The following is an 18,960-nucleotide window of genomic DNA, read 5'->3' as shown; positions in this document are numbered from 1 at the left end:
GAATCAGAAGGTTTCAATGAATGCTTCGACATTCTGGAAGGCGGTTTCCAGCCGTTCCAGGGTGCGTTTGGCCTCGTTCCACTCCATGTGGGACGACGCCTGCTCCATGACCCGGGCCAGTTGGGCCATGGCCGATACCCCCATGTTGGAACAGGCTTCCTTGAGTTCCAATGCCGCCTCCAGTACCCGTTCTCCATCCTCTTTTTGGATCATCTCGGCGAGCTTGTCCAGGAGTTCCTTGGCCGAGGGACGGAAATGATACAAAAGTTCGCGAATCATCTCGTCATCGTTTCCGAAAAGTTGTCGCAACTGCATGATTTCCACGGGTGGAGGCGTGCCGATACTTTTCGGGATCCAATATTGCAATTTCTGCAAGAGTATTTCCGGTGAAACCGGTTTGCTCAGGTAGTCGTCCATGCCGGCGTTCAGGCACCGTTCCCGATCGCCTTTCATGGCGTGGGCGGTCATGGCGATGATGGGAATGTGCCGCGAGGCGGATTGTTCGGACTTGCGAATGGCGTGGGTGGCCTCGAAACCGTCCATGATCGGCATTTGGCAATCCATCAGGATCAGGGCGTAGGGCAGATGGGTGACCGCTTCCACCGCCTCTTGGCCATTGGAGACCGCGTGGGCGGCATAACCGAGTTTTTTCAGTTGCAGCAGGGCCACCTTCTGGTTGACCGGATTGTCTTCCACCAAAAGCAGCAGATTGCCCGATTCCAAGGCATCGTAGGCGTCGGGTTCGGGGGTACGGCTTTCGCGGGTGGCGGAAGGGGTGATGGAATCCGGTGTCGGCACCGCGGCTTCGGGATGGATCTGTTCCACCAGACAGCGGATCCACTCGGCGCGACGCACCGGCTTGACCAGCACTCCGGCAAATCCCGATTTGAGAAAACGGGCCCGTTCTTCCTTGTCGTCCCAGTCCATGAGGGCGATCAGGGACAAAGGTGTATTCCCCGCCTCCCGATGCAGCAGATCCGCCATGATCTGGCAATCCATGTCGGACAGGGAGGTGGAAATCACCACCATCTGGAAAGGGGTTTCCTGTTTTACCGCCTCGCGGAAGGCGATCAGTCCCTGTTCGCCGTTGATGGTGCCGTGATGGACCATGTCGCAGGCGTTGAAGCACTCCCCGAGGATCTCCTGATCCGTGGGGCGTTCCATCACGGTGAGGATGCGCACACCCGGCAACAGATTCATCAGTCGTGAATCGTCGGCGTCGTCGGTGATCCCCTCCCGGGCCGGCTGAAACGGAATGCGGAACCAGAAAAGCGTTCCTCCTTCCATGCGGCTCTGGGCGCCGATCTCTCCTCCCATCAATTCGGCCAGACGCTTGGAGATGGCCAGTCCCAGACCCGTGCCGCCGAATTTGCGCGCCGTGCCCCGTTCCGCCTGGGTGAAGGGTTCAAACAGGCGTCGGGCTTCCACCTCTCCGAGTTCCAGGCCGATGCCGGTATCGGAAACCGAAAAATGGACCATGATCTGATTGCGGGACTCTTCTTCCGGGTTGACCCGCAGGGTCACCTCTCCATCCTCGGTGAACTTGATGGCATTGCCCAGCAGGTTGAGCAACATCTGGCGCAACCGTCCCGGATCGCCGATCAGGGCGCGGGGGATTTTCGAGGAGACATGGGTCATCAGGGAGATGCCCTTTTCGTGGGCCTGGGGCGCCAGCAGTTCGGCAGCCCCTTCCACCACCGTGAGCAGGGAAAAATCGATCCGTTCGATGTCGATCTTGCCCGCCTCGATCTTGGAGAAATCCAGAATGTCGTTGATCAGGGCCAACAGGGAGCGGGAAGAGTCTCGAATGATTTCGGCGAACTCTTGTTGTTCCTCGTTGAGCAGGGTATCCATGAGCAGATCGTTCATCCCCACGATGGCGTTCATGGGGGTGCGGATTTCGTGGCTCATGTTGGCCAGAAAGGCGGATTTCAAACGGGAGGACTCCAGCGCGGCATCGCGACACTTCTTGATCTGATGGAGTTCCTCCAAGGAACCGGCGACATTGCGGAAAATGGCCATGGAACCGATGATTTCGGTTTCATGCATGATCGGCGTGGTGACGTAGGAGACCGGGAAGGCGGTGCCATCCTTGCGGATGAAGTGGTCTTCCTCCACCCGGTAGGAGCGTCCCAGCAGGCTTTGATGGGCGGGACAATCCCGTACCGGAAAGGGGGTGTTGTCGGGTCGTTTGTAGTGGATGATCTCGTGGAGATTGCGGTGCAGGATTTCCGACTCCTGCCATCCCAGCAACTGTTCCCCCTCCCGGTTGAGCAGCAGCACCTGTCCTTTGTTGTCGAGCACATAGGCGCCATCGCCCATGGCGTCCATCACCCGGCGCAGGAATTCGATGTTTTGTTCCAGTCGGGTTTCGGTCATGACCCGTTCGGTGATGTCCGAGGCCACGGTGATGTATTGAAAAGGGCGTCCGGCGGGGGTCAGAAAGGGAACGATGGCGCAATCCAACCAGAAATGATCCCCGTTTTTTTTGCGGTTGCGGATTTCGCCGCGCCACACCCGTCCGCTTTGAATGGTGCGCCACATCTCCTTGAAGAAAGATTTGGGATGATAGCCGGAATCGAAGATTTTGTGATTCCGGCCGATGATCTCTTCTTTAGTGTAGCGGCTCACCTGGATCAGTTTCTGGTTGGCGTGGGTGATGCTGCCTTCCGGATCGGTGATGCTCATGAGGATCTGTTCGTCGATGGCCGCCTGTTGGTACTCCAGCCGGCTCATGTCCTCCTGGAAGCGACGGGTCCGGTCGGCGAGGGCCGCATCCAGACGGGTGCGTTCGATCACGTCGCGGAAAATGCCCTGAATGGCCATCGGCTGGCCTTGTTCGTCGATGACCACATGGGCGCTCATCGACACCGGAGCCTGTTTGCCCCGACGGCACAGCAGCACCAGATCGAAGTCTTCGATCCGGTTGGTGGTTTTGAGAATCTGCAACATCTCCTGAAGATGCTCGGGATTGGCGCAGATGTCGGACATGGCCCGCCCTTGAATTTCCGCCGGGCGATGTTTCAGCAGTTTCTGGACCGAAGGGCTGACGAATTGCAGGATCCCGTTGAGATCCATGCGGTAATAGACATCCTCCATGTAGTCGCAGATGGAGTGGAATTGCTTGATTTTCTGGCGGACGGAATGACTCTGGGCACGTTCCTCGGTGACATCCCGCACCAAGATCAAATCCCCGAGCATGGTGGGGGCCAGGGGATGGGCGTGACCGATGAATTCAATCGAAAAGGTGATCTCCCCGGCACCGGTGGGGGGATCGATGACCTGTTCCCGCCAGCCCAGGCGTTGTCCGAGACCGCATTGGGGACAGCGGGTCACCGCCGGATAGGAGAATCCGGACGCAATTTTGCTCCACCACGCCTCGGGGGAACCCCAGGCCCGGGTCAGTGCGTGCAACACGGCATCGGTGGCGTGGATGGCGCCGCTCTCCCGGATGATCCCCACCCCGGTGGGGTGTCGATCCGGTTCCGGGGTGCCGTTGTTCGCATGTTTCATGATGGAAGCGCTCCCATGGGACAAAGTGCGCGTGATGACGCATCTCTGATTGGACTGCTTAGGATAGCGGTCATCGTCATTTTGGGCAACGGTCCCAAAACAGCAGCCGTGTCATCGTTTCTGGCCCAGGCTGCGCAACGAGGCCAGAAAGACCTCTTTGCTCCGTTCAGCCCGATGGCGTTCCGGAGGGGTCGAAGGACGGGAATGGCCTCCGTCCACGGAATGATTGGTTTCTGGAAGGGGGGACGGGGGTGGCATCGGGGCGGGCCGGGTTGGTGCCGTGGAGGTTTGGGAAGCCTCGGGAGCCGGAGCGGCCACCGGAGCCGGAGCGATCACCGGAGCCGGAGCGATCACTGGAGCCGGAGCGGCCACCGGAGCCGGAGCAATCACCGGAGCCGGAGCGGCGATCGGGGTCGGAGCGGCGATCGGGGTCGGAGCGGCGATCGGGGTCGGAACCACAGCGGCCACCGGAATCGGAGCGGCGATCGGAGCCACCGGAGCCGGCATGGCAACCGGTACTGGAACCGGTACGGGTGACATTGTCATTTCCGGGGAGAGCGGTGCGCGATCGGCAAGCAGTTGCGCCACCACCCGGGCGCGGCTGATGCCGGTGGTTTCGGCCACCGCATCGAGCTGGGCGAGTTCGTCGTCCGTCAACCAGATTTCGACGCGCTTCATGCCTTCCAGGCGTCGTTTCCGATAGGCCATGACGCGGGTGGATGCGGAATCGTGTATTTTCTTCTGGGGCATATCGTTCTCCGTGCAACCTGCGAACAGATCCTCTCTTGTCATCGTGACAGGATTCATGATACCAACGAACCCGTTTTCCATCCACTCTCTTCTTTGTTTTGCGTGCGGGGTTTTGACCACGTCGCTCTCTTCTCCATCAAAAGGCAAATCGATCCATGGCACAACAGGCAACAAGCCCCAATGCCGTTTGGCAGGCGGTGCAGGTCTCCCGCGCCGAACGGGAACAGATGAATGGTCATCGTGGCAACATTCTTTGGTTTACCGGGCTGTCGGGATCCGGCAAGTCCACCATGATCCATGGGGTGGAAAAACGTCTCCATGACGCCGGGCGTCGCACCTATGCCCTGGATGGGGACAATGTGCGTCACGGACTGTGCGGGGATTTGGGCTTTACCAACCAGGATCGGGTGGAAAACATCCGCCGCATCGGTGAAGTGGCCAAATTGATGCTCGACGCCGGTTTGATCGTGCTGTGTGGTTTCATCTCGCCGTTTCGCGCCGACCGGCTGCGGGTGCGGGGACTGGTGGCCCCGGAGGATTTCATGGAGATCTATTGTCACTGCTCCCTGGAAATCTGTGAACAACGGGATGTGAAAGGTCTTTATCGCAAGGCCCGGGCCGGATTGATTCCGGAGTTCACCGGCATCTCCTCTCCCTACGAACCCCCGGAATATCCCGAATTGACCCTCGATACCGGAGGCGCCTCCATCGAAGCCTGTGTGGATCAGGTGATGGAAAGACTCAACGGACGCATCGGATGATCCGGTAGAGATTGGTTTTCCACCTGTCCAAAGGGATAGGCGTAAAAAAAGGGGTATTCCCGCATCAAGGCGTGACGTTCGACCTTCAACAGGATCGGATCGTCAACGTTGACATAATAGTAATAGGGATGATCCACCCCGCCGAGGCGTTTTTTGAATCGGTACAGACTCTCCTGGCTCAACCAGGTTCCTCCCCAGTTCCACCAGCGGCATCCCGACTCCACCGCTTCCATCATGGCATGCCAGATCAGGAAGCTGAGGGGTTGGGATGCCCGGTACTCCTCCCGAATCACGGGAACCGTGTATTCCATGCTTTTGTGATGGGAAAGCAGCAACAGTCCGGCCACAGGCTCATCCCCGAGAAACGCCGTATACAAATGTTTTTCGAGGGACGGGGCAGCCGGATGGATCACATAACGAAAAAACGCCTCGGGATGGGTCGCCGCGTTCAGCCGCGCCATGTTTTGTCCGTGGGTGTTTTCCAGAAAGGTCCAGTGCTCGGGGCTTTCCGTTTTATCCAGTCGGAATCCGCCCTGTAACGCCTTGCGCACCATGTTGCGGGATTTGGAGTGAAACAACGCCATCAGGTTGTTTCCGTCCACTCCGGTTTGGGCAGGCAGGGGCGTGATCAGTCCGATGCGGGAATCCACATAATCCGGCGACAGGATGGCGCGGATCTGTTGCGGGTCCGGATCCATGGGAGAGGTGATAAGGGTGGAGGCGACGCAGCCTTTTTCCCGTACCAGTTGACGAAACGCCTCCACCAGCGCGGCTCTGACCGCGGGATCCTGATCCGGCACCACCGGACCGCCATGGGTGCCGAAAAAAGGCAGGGAGTTGGCAATCGGTCCCCACGGGCCATCCTGAATGAAACAGTGCAGCAGACCTCTGAGTCGGTGGTTGTGATCGTCGCGGGCCTCCAGCCGAATCACCTGCGCCTTGGGCATCATGTGACGCAACAGTTGCACCATTGGCGCCGAGGCGTGGATCAGGTCACCTTCTGCCGGAACGAGTCCGTATTCCGGCTCTTCGGCATCGGTCTGGGTGATCGGGGTGACAGGAATGGACATGGGCATGGTCACTTGGAGGCGGAAGATCGGGAAGCCGGGATCCAGATCCGATAGCCATCGTGCTGGATGGTTTGGAAATTCAATCCAATCATCGTGGCCGTCATCTCTTCCAGCCACGGGTGATCCTGTTTGACGGCCACCAGGCCGATGCGATAGGCACGCACCGCCTCGTGAAGCTGTCGTGATGCGTCGGGCAGTCGGGTTTTCCCCGAGACGTGATCCAGCAGGGCCCCCCGTATGGTCAGGGCGTCGGGTTCCAGTTGGGGAGCGGACTGCTCCAGGTAGCTTTTGGACAGGGCGACCAGAGGCGGATGATGACGCAGGGTGGTCACCCAGACGCCGACCTCTTCCGGGAGCAGGGCAGAGCGGCCCTTTGGCGCCAGGGAGACGATTTTTTCGGCCAGCGCGAAGAGTTGCGGTGGCGCCTTGATCGTCGGCGCGTGAATCAGGGTGCGGGGCGGGGCCAGGGGGGTGCGCCGGTTGGGAGGGGCCAGATGGATCAGGGAGACCAGCATCCCCATCAGAATCAACCCGGAGAGCAGGGAGCGCCACCGGGAGGTAAACCCGGCGAAAAAGAGCAGGGCCAGAATGGCGCTCGTCAAGGCGAACGGTTGACTCCAGAATCCCCGCCACGGGGCATAAAAGGAGAGCAGCAATACCCCCAGAGTGACTGCCAACAGTACGGGTCTGGCTGGCAAGGGCAGATCATTCCGTGTCGATGTGGCCAGGGAAAGCAGCAGGATGGCGCCCATGGCGGGCAGGGGCAGGGCAAACAGCAGCCTCCAGGTGGTCAACGGACCGGTGAGGTGTTGGGCAAGCAGGGGATAAAAAAAAGGATTGAGAAAAATCCCCATGAAAACCCAGGAGAGTCCCAGCAGGGTGCGACGGGTGCGGGGGTCCGGGGTGGTGGTCCAGGCGCCGATCAGGGTCAGCAGGTAAAACCATAGATGGGGACCGCTCCCCAGAACTCTGGCAAGGTTTTGTTCGATGCTCAAGGGGGTCCAGGTCATGGCCTCCATGGCGTGGGACATGGAGGCCAAAAGCAGGAGGCCGATTCCCAGGGGATAGACCGTGGTGATCAGACCTGTCAGGAGTCGTCCTGTGGAGAGCCGGTCGGGTCGCCACAGGGCGGCCAGTCCCACTCCTGCGGTGGCCGGGGCCAGGAACAAGGCGGAGGAGGAGCAGCCCAGGGCGGCGATTTGTCCGACGAACAGCAACAGCCAATCCCTTCGGGAGCCGGTGCGCATGTAGCGCAAGGCAAAGAGCAGTACCAGCGGGGCCAGGGTGGAAAAGAGCAGACTTTTGCCAAAATGAAGCTGGACAAACGCAAACACCCCGAAACTTGCCCGGACCTCCCCCCCCAACGCCAACAACAAAAACATCTCCACAATCAACGCCGGCAGCCAGAAGGTCGGCACCAGAAGCCTCAGCAGCGCTCCATGGGCCAGAACGGTGAAGGCGGCAAACAGCGGCGCCATGCCCAGATGGGAGACAGCAATGGGTTCCACATCCAGCAGATGGGCGACCATGGCCACCAGCAATTCGATGGAGGGCAACCGGTCCACGGGAAGCCAGGTCGGAACGTTTTCCGCCCAGATCATGCCGTTCCAGGAGAGCAGGGGGCGTTCCGGGTGTTCCAGGGTCATGACCGCCAGATTGGAATAATACTGATCGTCCGGATCGGGCCGATGGGCGGTCAGGGTGATCAGCACCGCTCCGAGGATCAATAGACCATGGATCAGCGTGTCGCCGCGGCTGGTATCATGCCGGGTTGCCGGAGTGATACCTTCCTGTTTCACCGTGTTCAGCCAGCCATGGCCGAGAAACAGCATGGCGCCGATCCAGAACAGATGAAAACGGCTGGAGGGAAAATAGACCGCCGCGCTTTCAAACAGGGCCACCAGGGCCACTGCCGTGATCAGGGGATGGGGCGTGATCGGGGATGGGACAGTTTGATCTGCGCACGAGGGGGCGGACGGGGGTGAAAGGATGGAAGATTGTTTTTGTCCCTGAATCAGTCGGAACAGCACGACCATTCCCGGCGGAATCCACCAAGCCCAGCGCAGCAGATCCCCGAAATGGCCCCCGAACCCCAATCCGATGATATGCGTGGTGATGGTCCATTGCGCCAGCCCGATCAGCAGCAAAGCCAGCAGGATTTCACTCCAGGATGAACCGGAGCTTGAGCCGATGCGGGACGGAATCAACCTCTTCAACAAGGAACGGGTCTGGAGGGGAGCTTCATGGTCGGGATGATGGGTCATGGTCGGACGGCTTGCGCTCTTTCTTTGGGCGTGCGTCCATACAGCAACAGGGTACGACCGGCGGGGGATTGAAAGATCACCTCTCCCTTGCCTTGCTGAACGATGGTGTCGAGCCACGCGTCGGTCAGAATGCGGTGACTCCAGGTGCCGGCATCGATCACCCCTTTTTGTTTCATTTCGTCGTGGTTGATTGTTTTGTCAAAACAGGAGGATGCCCACTCCGGAGTCGGAACCGGAATGGTATGGGTCTTGAAACGGCCCAACACCACGCCACACACGATGGTGGCGTTGGCGCCGATGGTGCATCCTTGACGCACCAGGGTCGGTTTGAACTCATGTTTGCGTGGAATATGGGCCCGGGGATTGATCACATTGGTAAAAACAGCGCCGGGACCACAAAAGACATCGTCTTCCAGGGTGACTTGTTCGTGGACGGTGACGTTGTTCATGATGCGACAGCGATTGCCGATGCGGACCTTTTTTTCGATCACCACATTCTGGCCGATGTTGCAGGCTTCTCCGATGACGCAGTGGCTCATCAGGTGACTGAAATGCCAGACATGACTCCCGTTGCCAATTTCTATGGGGTCGTCGACAATGGCGGTTGGATGAATAAAGTGGCCTGGAGAGTGGTGATCCATGGATGAAGCTCCTGTTTCGCTCCATCGCCATCCATGACAGGATCCGACGGACAGAAAACCCTTAGAAGATCCTTGAATGAAGAGATTTATCAAGAAAATGATACGCTTTGATTAAAATGTCAAGGGTAAAAGTAGGCAGTAAAATCAATAAGATCCTGACTTACGCCCCTGCCGGGGCGGCAATCCGGACCTGCTGCGATGGCCGGTTGTCGCAAGATTCTTAAGTCATGGCGTGTCGGGGGCATTCCGGTCGGTCGTTTGGTGGCTTCGGGCCTGCGCGTTGACTTTTCAAGCCTGATCTTTCATGATCCGTCCGACCGCCACCCACCAAGACACCTTTTCCTTCGAGACGGCCCCGCGCATGGACCCAGAGATTCAGCTTTCCATCGTCATTCCCGTCTATCACAGCGAAACCTGTCTGGAACCCTTGCTGGCACGGATTCATCAGGCGTTGGAACCGGAACGGATCGCCTTCGAGGTGATTTTGGTCAACGATGGCTCCAGGGATGGCTCCTGGCGGGTGATCGCCGCTTTGTGCGCCCGTCATGCCCATGTGATCGGGGTGAATCATCGGCGCAACTTCGGCCAGGACAACGCCATCATGACCGGGTTGCGACTGGCCCGAGGCCTGTTCGTGGCCACCATGGACGACGATCTGCAACACGATCCGGCGGATCTGCCCCGACTGCTCGCCGCCATGCGCACCAGCGACGCCGAGGTGATCTTCGGTTCTTTGGAAATCCAGACCGATCCGGGCTGGAAACGGCTGGGACGCGCCCTGCACGCCCGCACCCTGGAGTGGCTGCTGGACAAACCGAAGGATTTCCAGTTCACCTCCTATCGGTTGATGCGGGGGGAGGTGGCGCGGGATATCGGATTCTACGATGGGGCTTTTCCATTTATCGATGCCCTGCTGGTGCAGGTTTCTACCCGCTTTGACCAGATTCCGGTCCAGGTGCATGCCCGTTTCGAGGGCAGAAGCAACTATACGCTGCTCAAATCGCTGCAACTGTGGATGAAACTGCTGGTGTCGTTTTCCATCAAGCCGCTGCGGGTGGTCACCTTTCTGGGACTGTTCGCCTTCGTGACCGGGGTGGTTTCCGCCACCGGGGTGGTGTTGCAAAAGTGGCTGTCGCCGGAATCCTTCGGGCCGAATGACGCGGGTTGGGCCTCCCTGATGGTGGTCATGCTGATCATGAACGGCTTGCAGATGTGTTTCATCGGCATTCTGGGGGAGTATGTGGGGCGCTCCTATGTGCTGGCCAGTCGTCGTCCCCAGGCGGTGGTCGCCAAGGTGATCAACGGCCCGGCACCCCCGCGATGATCCCGGTGACCGCCGCGATCACATCCGCCACATCCTGGTCGCTCAACCCCGCCGACATCGGCAAACTGACGGTCTGACGGCTCACCCGCTCCGTGACCGGATAATCCTCCACCCGCCAGCCGAACAACTCTTGATAGCGGGGATGTTCCGGAATGCTCAGATAGTGGACGCTGATGCCGATGTTGTTGGCCTTCATGGCGTCCAGGAAATGGCTTCTGGGCATGCCGATGCGGGCTTCGTCCCATTGAATGGTATACAGATGGTGGGCGTGGCGGATGCCTGCGGGCGGCTCGATGGGCAATTGCAAAGGTAATGAGGCGAACGCCTGCTGATAGGTGTTCCAGATCTCCCGGCGGCGTTGCCAGGAGCGTTCGATGCGTCGCAGTTGATGGATGCCCAGGGCGGCCTGTATATCCATCATGTTGTATTTATAGCCGATCTCCACCACCTGATACTGCTTGAACCCTTCGGTGCCGAAGCGTTTCCAGGCGTCGTGGGTCATGCCGTGCAGCGCCAGGGTCTTGATGCGCGCCGCCTGTTCGGCGTTTTTGGCCAGCACCATTCCTCCTTCCCCCGTCACCAGATTCTTGGTGACGTAAAAACTGAAACAGCCGAAATCCCCGAACGTCCCAGCCTTGCGTCCATGGTATTCGGTCTCGATGGCGTGGGCGCAATCCTCGATGATCATCAGGCCGTGTTTTTTGGCCAGGGCTTCGATCCGGTCCATGTCGCAGGGATATCCCCCATAATGAACCGGCACGATGGCCTTGGTACGGGGGGTGATTTTGGCCTCGATCCGGTCCGGATCCATGTTGAAGGTCCATGGATCGATGTCCACCAGCACCGGCGTAGCGCCGACATAAAGGATGGTGTTGACCGTGGCGCAAAAGGTCATGGCCGTGGTGATCACCTCGTCACCCGGCCCCAGTCCGGCCACCAGCAGACTCAGATGCAAAGCGGCGGTGCAGGAGTTGACCGCAATGGCGTGGGGGGCGTTTTTGTAGGCCTTGAAGTCGTTTTCAAAACGGGTGGTCTTGGGACCGGTGCCCAGCCAGCCGCTGCGCAGGCTCTCCACCACCTCTTGAATGTCTTCTTCTTCCAAGATGGGTTTGCCGAAAACCAGAAATTGATCCCGAACGGGTGAATTCATGATGGCGGATTCTCCAGATGCCATTGAACGGTTTTTTCCAGACCGGTGATCAACGAGACCGCCGGTTGCCACGCCAGTTCCGCCTGCGCCTTGCCGAAGTGGATGGCATAACGCCAGTCGTGTCCCGGACGGTCGGATACGAAGGTGATCAAACGGGTATGGGATCCCTGGATGGGGCGCAACCGGTCGAGGATGGCGCACAACAGTTGCACGATCTCCAGATTGGTGGGATCCCGTCCGCCACCGAAGTTGTAACGTTCCCCGGGGCGACCCTGTTGGATCACCCGATCGATGCCGTGACAGTGATCCTCCACAAACAGCCAGTCGCGTCGGTTGCCCCCATCTCCATACAAAGGAATGGGGCGTTGCGCCAAAGCGGCGCGGATCACCGTGGGGATGAAGGCCTCCCGTTGCTGGCTGGGGCCATAATTGTTGGAACAGTGGGAGAAGGTGACCGGCAATCCGAAGGTGTGGTGATACGACCACACCAGATGATCGGCGGCGGCCTTGGAGGCGGAATAGGGGGAATTGGGGTGATAGGGGGTGGTTTCGACGAAGGGGGGATCGTTGTCGTGCAACGAGCCGAACACCTCATCCGTGGAGACCTGATGATAACGACAGTGATCCGGCTGGTATTTTTTTTCGGTCAACCAATAGCCCCGGGCCGCCTCCAGCAGAGTGAAGGTGCCGACGATGTTGGTTTGAATGAAGGGGGCCGGACCGGAGATGGAACGGTCCACATGGGTTTCGGCGGCGAAGTGGATGATGGCATCCACTCCGTGGTCGCGCAGCAGACGCTCCACCAGGGCCGCATCCCCGATATCGCCGCGCACGAAGGTGTGACGCTCCCCGTTGGGCAGATTGTTCAGCCGTTCCAGGGAACCGGAATAGGTGAGCTTGTCCAAGGTGACGATGCGCGTCCGGGGTTGGGTGGCCAGGGTGTGGCGGACAAAATGGCTGCCGATGAATCCCGCTCCACCGGTCACCAGGGCGCATTGTGGCGTGAAGGTTGCCATGAAATTTCCCCTTATCGCTGAACCGGGGTGCGCAACCGTTGCAGATAGTTCCCATAGTTGTTTTTGAGATAGGAGGCGGTCAGCCGTTCCAGATGATCGCTGTCGATGTAGCCGAGGGCGTAGGCGACCTCTTCCGGACAGGCGATCATCAACCCCTGACGCCTCTCCACCGCGGCCACATAGTTGGCCGCTTCCAGCAACGATTCATGGGTGCCGGTGTCGAACCAGGCGTTGCCCCGTCCCAGCAGGCGCAGTTTCAAGGTGCCCTGGCGCATGTAGTGCTTGTTGACGTCGGTGATTTCCAACTCGCCACGGGGGGAGGGACGCACCTCCTTGGCCACTTCCACCACATCCCCGGCATAGAAGAACAGCCCGGTCATGGCCCAGTTGGAACGGGGTTGGGCGGGTTTTTCCTCGATATGGATCACCCGTTCCTCGGCGTCGAAGCTCACCACGCCGTAGCGTTCCGGATGCTGAACATAATAGGCCAGGATCAATCCCCCGGAGGTCAGTCGGGAGGAGTCCTTGAGAATGCCCGGAATTCCTTCCCCGTAGAAAATGTTGTCCCCCAGAATCAGGGAGACCGGAGCGTGATCGATGAAGGTTTCGCCGATCAGAATGGCTTGTACCGTGCCGCCCGGCTCGGGTTGCACCGCGTAAGAAAGGTTGATCCCCCATTGGGATCCGTCCTTGAGCAGTCTTTGAAAGGCGGCTTGGTCTTCCGGCGTGGTGATGATGAGGATGTCGCGGATGCCCGCCAGCATCAGGGTGGTGAGGGGGTAGTAGATCAGGGGCTTGTTGTAGACCGGGAGCAGTTGTTTGCTCGTGCCCATGGTCAAAGGATACAAACGGGTGCCCGATCCACCGGCCAGTATGATTCCCTTCATCGGTTGTCCCTCCTCAACTAAGATGTGTGGCTGGTCACCAGGGTTTGCCATCAAAATCTTAGCGGATCGTGTCGGGCGCGTCACCTATTCAATGGCGGGAGCACGTTTTTTTCTTTTGACTGAGAGAAGGTCATGCCATTAATGTGGGATTTGAATCCTGATCCTGAATTGAGGAGTCCTGATGTCTCTTTCCATTCCGTCCCGGTCGGACCTGCCTCCGGTGCCGCCTTCTGTGTTTGTGGTGGGCTGCGATCGTTCCGGCACCACCTTGTTGACTTCCCTCATGGAATCGAGTCTGGGGCTGGCCGCGCCTCTGGAGACCCATTTCATTCCCTATTTTGCCGAATCCCTGTTTTTGTGGGGGGATTTGCGGGAGTCGTCCAACCGCAGGCGCTTGTTGACCACCATTCTGGCTTTTCTGGAACTGCTGGTGGCGCGCAACTATCCGGAAAAATCCAGCGCGGACCTGCACCCGGTCACTTTGCTGGCGGTCCGGGATCAGGCGGAGTCCCTGGTGACGGAATCGGATGGGTTTGGTGGATTGATTCGGGGCTTGTTTGTCCGTTACGCGCACTGTCATGGCCGGCGGGGGTGGGTTGACAACAGTTCTTTTTATGAATCGTTGCCCCTGGAGATCTGGCAGCGTCATCTGCCGGAGATGAAGGTGGTCCATATCGTGCGCGATGGGCGGGATGTGGCCTTGTCCTGGTTGAAATCCTGGTGGGGTCCGGCCACGCTGGGAGAGGCGGCTTGGTTGTGGCGTTGTCACGTGGAAGACAAACGGACCTGGGGGGTGGCCAATCCGGGGGCCTATCTGGAGATCCGTTACGAAACGTTGCTGAAACAACCGGAAGAGACCCTGCAAACCATTGCCGATTTTTTGGGACTGCCGAGGCCGACTGGTTCCCCCGATCTGAAGGGCAGCGCAACCGCCCGCATTCTTTCCACCGGAGGCACCCACGATCTGTTGAGCGGGCCGGTGCGGGTCGACAATCAGGAAAAATGGCGTCGCGCCATGCATGCGGACGATCAGCGTTTGTTTGAGTTCGTGGCCGGGGAGACCCTGCGCAATAGCGGTTATGCGACGGTGCATCCGTCGTTTTCCCTGGCGGAGCGTTTCACCATATGGCCCCGATGGATCGGATCGATGTGCAAACGGTTTGTCACGCCGGTCTATTATGCCAAGAAGGCCAAATGGTTGATTCCTCTTGTATTGCATCTGGCGGGTCCGTTGCGAGGCCGTGTGGTCCGGTGGGTTGGTGGCAAAAAAGAGTGACACAAGGAGCGTCTCCACCGGGTTCGATAGGTAATGAAATGACGGTCCGGATGTTTTGGTGTGTGCGTGATAAACCTTGCTGTTTCGTTGATTTGTCTGCACTATCCGCAAGATTCGTTCAGTAAATGGCCGATGTCTTTGCCGTGTGGGCATCACGCGCATTGCGTGGATTTTGAACCGGCAATCCGATCTTAAATGTTGACGACGATCCAGTTGAGAAACTTGTATCCCGATTCGAGGTATTCACCTGCAACGGTTTGAAGAGCCGTTTATGCCTTAAACGGAGGGGGGAGGAGCAGTCATGTGGAATAATTTGAGCCTTGGCAAAAAAATTTTGATAGGCATCGGGCTGGTTCTGGTGCTGTTGATGGTGGTATCCGGCTGGTCTTTGAACGGCATTTCCAACATGGTCAGCGACGGCATGGAGGTGGTGGCGGGCAACAAACTCAGAGGTGAGTTGTTGCAGCGGGAAGTGGACCATTTGAACTGGGCCAACAAGGTGAGCGCCTTCATCAACGACGACAAGGCCACCGAGATGGGGGTGCAGTTGGACCATACCCAATGCGCCTTTGGCAAGTGGTATTACGGCGATGGACGCCATCAGGCGGAGACCCTGATTCCCGAGTTGAAACCCATGCTGGTCTCTTTGGAAGAGCCACACAAGCTGTTGCACGCCTCGGCGCACAAAATCACCGAAGTGTTCCAACGGGCCGACCCCCGTCTGCCGGAATTTCTCACCCAGCGGGAGGTGGATCATCTGGTGTGGTCGGGCAAGGTGCAGGATGCGATTTTGCAGTCGCAAAAGGATTTGACCGTGCAGCTTGATCCCACCAAGTGCGGATTGGGCAAATTCATGTACGGCGATGAGGGCAAGAAAATGCGCGCCTCGGATGCCACCCTGGCCCGTATGCTTGACGAGATCGAACCCGACCATCGCAAGCTTCACCAGGAAGGCGAAGCCATCAAAAAGGCGTTGCTGGCCGGAGATGTGGCCACCGCCGCCAGATATTATCAAGAGAATGTGATTCCCGCTTTGGGCAAGGTGCGGGCGACCTTGGCCAAGATGCAGGAGCGTGCCCGGGAGAATCTCGCGGGCAAGGCCAAGGCGGAAAAAATCTTCACCGAAGAGACCCAGGTGCATCTGGCGACGGTGAAAAAACATTTTCACGACATGAACGATCTGGCCAAAGAGAAAATTCTGTCCGAAAACCAGATGATCACCAATGCCCATCAGGTGCGCAACGTGGTGTTGTCCGTTTCCGCGGCAGCCATTGTGCTGGGTTTGCTGTTGGCGGCTTTCGTGACCCGTTCCATTACCCGTCCGATTCTGGTCAGCATCGCTTTTGCCGAAAAAGTGGCGCTGGGCAACCTGGATGGAGAGTGCGAGTGTGACGTGAACCGCAAGGATGAAGCCGGTCGTCTGGCGCAGGCGCTTAACGATATGGTGCAGCGGTTGCGTCAGGTGGTCGAGGACGTGATCAACGCGGCGGAAAACGTGGCCAATGGCAGTCAGGAGTCTTCCGCCAACGCGCAGAATCTCTCCCAGGGAGCTTCGGAACAGGCGGCCTCCATCGAAGAGACCTCGTCGGCCATGGAAGAGATGGCCTCCAACATTCAGCAAAACACCGACAACGCCCAAACCACCGAAAAAATCGCCTCCCAGGCCGCCAAGGATGCCCAGGAGGGTGGCCAGTCGGTGTTGGCGGCGGTCGAGGTGATGAAAGAGATTGCCAACAAGATTTCCATCATCGAAGAGATCGCCCGTCAGACCAACCTTCTGGCCCTGAACGCCGCCATCGAGGCGGCCCGGGCTGGGGAACACGGCAAGGGATTCGCGGTGGTGGCCGCCGAGGTGCGCAAGCTGGCGGAACGCAGCCAAAGCGCCGCCGGAGAGATTGGTCATCTGTCGGCTTCAAGCGTGCAGGTGGCGGAGCGCACCGGTCAGATCATGAATAAACTGGTGCCGGATATCAAACGTACCGCCGAACTGGTGCAGGAGATTGCCGCCGCCAGCGTGGAACAGAATCAGGGGGCCAGTCAGGTCAATATGGCCATTCAGCAGCTTGATAAGGTGATTCAACGCAATGCCGGGGCCAGCGAAGAGATGGCGGCCACCGCCGACGAACTGTCCGAACAGGCTTCCCGACTGCAAGAGATCATGGGATTCTTCAAAATCGGCCGCCGTCCTGCGGTCCGTCGCAGGGAGTTGACCGTGGCGCGTGCAACCCCTGTCGTTTCTTCATCCGGTGGCGATTCCCTGCGGGCGCTGCCGGCACCAAACCGTTCCCATGATGATGAATTCGAGACTTTCTGACCCCATCCCGGCGGCACCAGGGGGTTCATCCTCCTGGTGGCGTCCAGGGGGTGCAGTTCCGCATGCATCCAGCATTCCCATGAGAACGCGGTCTGACGTCGCATGAATCTCTTCTTTTTTATTCTGGTCGCCACAGCCTTCGGGGTGACGGCGGTTCGGGAGTGGTTGTGGATCCCCACGGGATCCGGGGACTCCCCCATGCAGGCTTTGACCAATGGCATGGTGGAGGCCGCCAATGGATCGGTGACCCTCTCCATCGGCATGGTGGGGGTGATGGCGCTGTTTCTTGGTCTGATGAAGGTGGCCGAGGAGGGGGGATTGCTGGTGGTGCTGGCCCGGCTGATCCGTCCCTTGATGATTCGAATCTTCCCGGAGGTGCCGGCGGACCATCCCGCCATGGGGGCGATGATTCTCAATCTGTCGGCCAACGCCCTGGGACTGGGCAACGCCGCCACCCCCTTCGGCATCCGGGCCATGAAGGAGCTGGATCGCCTCAATCCCAATCCCGGCACCGCCACCAATGCCATGGCCTTGTTTCTGGCCATCAACACCTCCAGTGTCACCCTGGTTCCCACCAGCGTGATCGCCCTGCGGGCCTCGGTGGGTTCTGCGGACCCTGCGGCCATTCTTTCCACCACCCTGTTCGCCACCTTTTTTTCCACCTCCGTGGCCATCATGAGCGCCAAGTTTTTGCAACGTTTCTTTGCCGCCCACTCCGGCGCTGAGACTGCCGACTCCATGGTCAGTGGCGGGGCTGCCGTCATCCCGGAAGCTGATGGACCGGCTGTGGTGGGGCGGGGGTATCCCCCCTGGGTCTCCACAACGGCCCTGTTGGTGCTGATTGGCTTGATCCCGGTGACCATCTTGTATGGTCGTACCATCTCCCCGTGGGTGCTGCCCACCCTGATGCTGGGCATGTTGGGATTCGGTTTCGTGCGCGGGGTGCGGGTCTACGAGGTGTTCGTGGAAGGGGCGCGGGAGGGCTTCGAGGTGGGGGTGCGCATCATTCCCTATCTGGTGGCCATTTTGGTGGCGGTCGGCATGTTCAAATCCAGCGGCGCGTTGGGATATCTGACGGGTCTGGTGGGGCCGTGGACCGCTCAGGTCGGCCTGCCCGCCGATGCCTTGACCATGGCCTTGTTGCGGCCTTTGTCGGGTTCCGGAGCCCAGGGATTTCTGGCCACCTTGCTGCAAAATCCCGCCATCGGTCCGGATGGGTATGTGGGCATGTTGACCAGTACCTTGCAAGGCTCCTCCGAAACCACTTTTTACATTCTGGCGGTCTATTATGGCGCCATTCGTATCCGTCGGGTCCGTCATACCCTGGCTGCGGCCTTGATCGGCGATCTGGCGGGGGTGGTGGCGGCGGTGTTCATCTGTTCCTGGCTGTATGGAGGAGGCGCCCCATGACCATGACTCCAGCCGCGCTGGAAGCGGAATGGAACGGCAATCTGCAACGACGCAAACGGCGTACGATCCAGGATTTGATGGGGGTGCTGTTGCGGGATCTGGCCATCCAACCGGACGAATCCTGTTATGCCTTGCTCGACCTGAAACCCCATCAACTGCTCAAACGCCAAAGCCTGGAGCGTCATTACCGCCCCATGCTGGCCTTCGCCTGGAAACAGGCCGTACTCGCCACCCATCCCCATCATACCCAGTTGTTTTCCGCGGCCCTGGAACGCTTGACACCCGCATTGCCGGGCATGAACCGGCGTCGGTTGGAAGGATTGTTCAACGATCTGACCTTCTTCCAGCTCATCTCCGACACCTTCGCCGAGGATGGCTTCATGAGTGTCGCCTTGCATGTGGTGCAGCGGGTTCACGGGGAGATCGAGAAGCGGCCTGAAAATCTGGAATGGGCCGTGGGTTTGAACCTGTGGCTGGATGAGCGATTTGTCCACTATCGGGAATCGTTGGAACTGGCGGAGATTGCGACAGGAGTGGCGTGACTAAAGAATCGTGACAGAACAAGACAGAAGAGGATGATCGGC

The 18,960-nt window shown here is 59.0% G+C and carries 14 protein-coding genes and 1 pseudogene; 7 read left to right on the top strand and 8 right to left on the bottom strand.

From position 1 onward, the window contains the following. Positions 1-3 precede the first annotated feature (3 nt). Together HQL98_13430 and HQL98_13425 are read right to left on the bottom strand one after the other, a co-directional pair. Positions 4-3,513: a PAS domain S-box protein gene (locus HQL98_13430; GenBank protein ID MBF0273045.1), complete on the bottom strand. Its 3,510-nt coding sequence runs from the start codon at positions 3,511-3,513 to the stop codon at positions 4-6. A 111-nt stretch (positions 3,514-3,624) separates the two neighbouring features. Further along, on the bottom strand, positions 3,625-4,263 hold the full coding sequence (locus HQL98_13425; GenBank protein ID MBF0273044.1) for a hypothetical protein: 639 nt from the start codon (positions 4,261-4,263) through the stop codon (positions 3,625-3,627). 155 nt (positions 4,264-4,418) lie between these two features. On the opposite strand from HQL98_13425, the gene cysC reads away from it, so the two are divergent. Beyond that, entirely contained in the window at positions 4,419-5,024 is a 606-nt protein-coding gene (gene cysC, locus HQL98_13420) for an adenylyl-sulfate kinase (protein ID MBF0273043.1), read from the top strand. Here the strand turns inward: cysC and HQL98_13415 are convergent. From HQL98_13415 to HQL98_13405, 3 genes are read right to left on the bottom strand one after another with little or no spacing between them, the layout of a single operon-like run. Further along, positions 4,988-6,094 (bottom strand): GNAT family N-acetyltransferase, encoded by a 1,107-nt coding sequence (locus tag HQL98_13415; GenBank protein MBF0273042.1) that lies wholly within the window; start codon positions 6,092-6,094, stop codon positions 4,988-4,990. The genes cysC and HQL98_13415 overlap by 37 nt on opposite strands. Before the next feature lie 8 nt (positions 6,095-6,102). Further along, on the bottom strand, positions 6,103-8,358 hold the full coding sequence (locus HQL98_13410; GenBank protein MBF0273041.1) for a hypothetical protein: 2,256 nt from the start codon (positions 8,356-8,358) through the stop codon (positions 6,103-6,105). After that, positions 8,355-8,999 (bottom strand): hypothetical protein, encoded by a 645-nt coding sequence (locus HQL98_13405; GenBank protein MBF0273040.1) that lies wholly within the window; start codon positions 8,997-8,999, stop codon positions 8,355-8,357. The genes HQL98_13410 and HQL98_13405 overlap by 4 nt, the downstream gene beginning before the upstream one ends. Before the next feature lie 304 nt (positions 9,000-9,303). Here HQL98_13405 and HQL98_13400 point away from each other — a divergent pair, with 304 nt between their 5' ends. Next, a complete protein-coding gene (locus tag HQL98_13400) occupies positions 9,304-10,323 on the top strand; it encodes a glycosyltransferase family 2 protein (GenBank protein ID MBF0273039.1) in 1,020 nt (339 codons plus the stop codon). Here the strand turns inward: HQL98_13400 and HQL98_13395 are convergent. The 3 genes from HQL98_13395 to rfbA are packed head-to-tail and all read right to left on the bottom strand — an operon-like array spanning position 10,298 to position 13,376. After that, positions 10,298-11,497: a DegT/DnrJ/EryC1/StrS family aminotransferase gene (locus HQL98_13395; protein ID MBF0273038.1), complete on the bottom strand. Its 1,200-nt coding sequence runs from the start codon at positions 11,495-11,497 to the stop codon at positions 10,298-10,300. The two genes, HQL98_13400 and HQL98_13395, sit on opposite strands and share 26 nt — an antisense overlap. Next, on the bottom strand, positions 11,470-12,489 hold the full coding sequence (gene rfbB / locus HQL98_13390) for a dTDP-glucose 4,6-dehydratase (protein MBF0273037.1): 1,020 nt from the start codon (positions 12,487-12,489) through the stop codon (positions 11,470-11,472). The genes HQL98_13395 and rfbB overlap by 28 nt, the downstream gene beginning before the upstream one ends. Before the next feature lie 11 nt (positions 12,490-12,500). Further along, positions 12,501-13,376 carry a glucose-1-phosphate thymidylyltransferase RfbA gene (rfbA, locus tag HQL98_13385; GenBank protein MBF0273036.1) on the bottom strand — a complete coding sequence of 292 codons (876 nt, stop codon included), beginning with the start codon at positions 13,374-13,376 and terminating at the stop codon, positions 12,501-12,503. Between the two features lie 181 nt (positions 13,377-13,557). Here rfbA and HQL98_13380 point away from each other — a divergent pair, with 181 nt between their 5' ends. The 5 genes and pseudogenes from HQL98_13380 to HQL98_13360 all read left to right on the top strand — a co-directional run bounded on the left by HQL98_13380 (position 13,558) and on the right by HQL98_13360 (position 18,918). Then, positions 13,558-14,652: a sulfotransferase gene (locus HQL98_13380; protein MBF0273035.1), complete on the top strand. Its 1,095-nt coding sequence runs from the start codon at positions 13,558-13,560 to the stop codon at positions 14,650-14,652. Positions 14,653-14,953: 301 nt separating this feature from the next. Further along, positions 14,954-15,334: pseudogene (locus tag HQL98_13375) on the top strand (CZB domain-containing protein). Positions 15,335-15,505: 171 nt separating this feature from the next. Beyond that, complete coding sequence (locus tag HQL98_13370; protein MBF0273034.1) at positions 15,506-16,966, top strand: HAMP domain-containing protein; 1,461 nt, start codon at positions 15,506-15,508, stop codon at positions 16,964-16,966. A gap of 102 nt (positions 16,967-17,068) precedes the next feature. Next, on the top strand, positions 17,069-18,376 hold the full coding sequence (locus tag HQL98_13365; protein ID MBF0273033.1) for a spore maturation protein: 1,308 nt from the start codon (positions 17,069-17,071) through the stop codon (positions 18,374-18,376). Beyond that, positions 18,373-18,918, top strand: a complete 546-nt coding sequence (locus tag HQL98_13360) for a hypothetical protein (protein ID MBF0273032.1) — start codon at positions 18,373-18,375, stop codon at positions 18,916-18,918. The genes HQL98_13365 and HQL98_13360 overlap by 4 nt, the downstream gene beginning before the upstream one ends. The last annotated feature ends 42 nt before the right edge of the window (positions 18,919-18,960 follow it).

This window comes from Magnetococcales bacterium, assembly GCA_015231755.1.
GTDB lineage: Bacteria > Pseudomonadota > Magnetococcia > Magnetococcales > Magnetaquicoccaceae > Magnetaquiglobus.
This window is presented reverse-complemented; position numbering and strand designations above follow the sequence as displayed.

Excerpts from the sequence above, each read along its gene's own strand:
- HQL98_13430 (MBF0273045.1), bottom strand. The coding sequence starts at position 3,513 with ATGAAACATGCGAACAACGGCACCCCGGAACCGGATCGACACCCCACC.
- HQL98_13425 (MBF0273044.1), bottom strand. The coding sequence starts at position 4,263 with ATGCCCCAGAAGAAAATACACGATTCCGCATCCACCCGCGTCATGGCC.
- cysC (MBF0273043.1), top strand. The coding sequence starts at position 4,419 with ATGGCACAACAGGCAACAAGCCCCAATGCCGTTTGGCAGGCGGTGCAG.
- HQL98_13415 (MBF0273042.1), bottom strand. The coding sequence starts at position 6,094 with ATGTCCATTCCTGTCACCCCGATCACCCAGACCGATGCCGAAGAGCCG.
- HQL98_13410 (MBF0273041.1), bottom strand. The coding sequence starts at position 8,358 with ATGACCCATCATCCCGACCATGAAGCTCCCCTCCAGACCCGTTCCTTG.
- HQL98_13405 (MBF0273040.1), bottom strand. The coding sequence starts at position 8,999 with ATGGATCACCACTCTCCAGGCCACTTTATTCATCCAACCGCCATTGTC.
- HQL98_13400 (MBF0273039.1), top strand. The coding sequence starts at position 9,304 with ATGATCCGTCCGACCGCCACCCACCAAGACACCTTTTCCTTCGAGACG.
- HQL98_13395 (MBF0273038.1), bottom strand. The coding sequence starts at position 11,497 with ATGGCATCTGGAGAATCCGCCATCATGAATTCACCCGTTCGGGATCAA.
- rfbB (MBF0273037.1), bottom strand. The coding sequence starts at position 12,489 with ATGGCAACCTTCACGCCACAATGCGCCCTGGTGACCGGTGGAGCGGGA.
- rfbA (MBF0273036.1), bottom strand. The coding sequence starts at position 13,376 with ATGAAGGGAATCATACTGGCCGGTGGATCGGGCACCCGTTTGTATCCT.
- HQL98_13380 (MBF0273035.1), top strand. The coding sequence starts at position 13,558 with ATGTCTCTTTCCATTCCGTCCCGGTCGGACCTGCCTCCGGTGCCGCCT.
- HQL98_13370 (MBF0273034.1), top strand. The coding sequence starts at position 15,506 with ATGTACGGCGATGAGGGCAAGAAAATGCGCGCCTCGGATGCCACCCTG.
- HQL98_13365 (MBF0273033.1), top strand. The coding sequence starts at position 17,069 with ATGAATCTCTTCTTTTTTATTCTGGTCGCCACAGCCTTCGGGGTGACG.
- HQL98_13360 (MBF0273032.1), top strand. The coding sequence starts at position 18,373 with ATGACCATGACTCCAGCCGCGCTGGAAGCGGAATGGAACGGCAATCTG.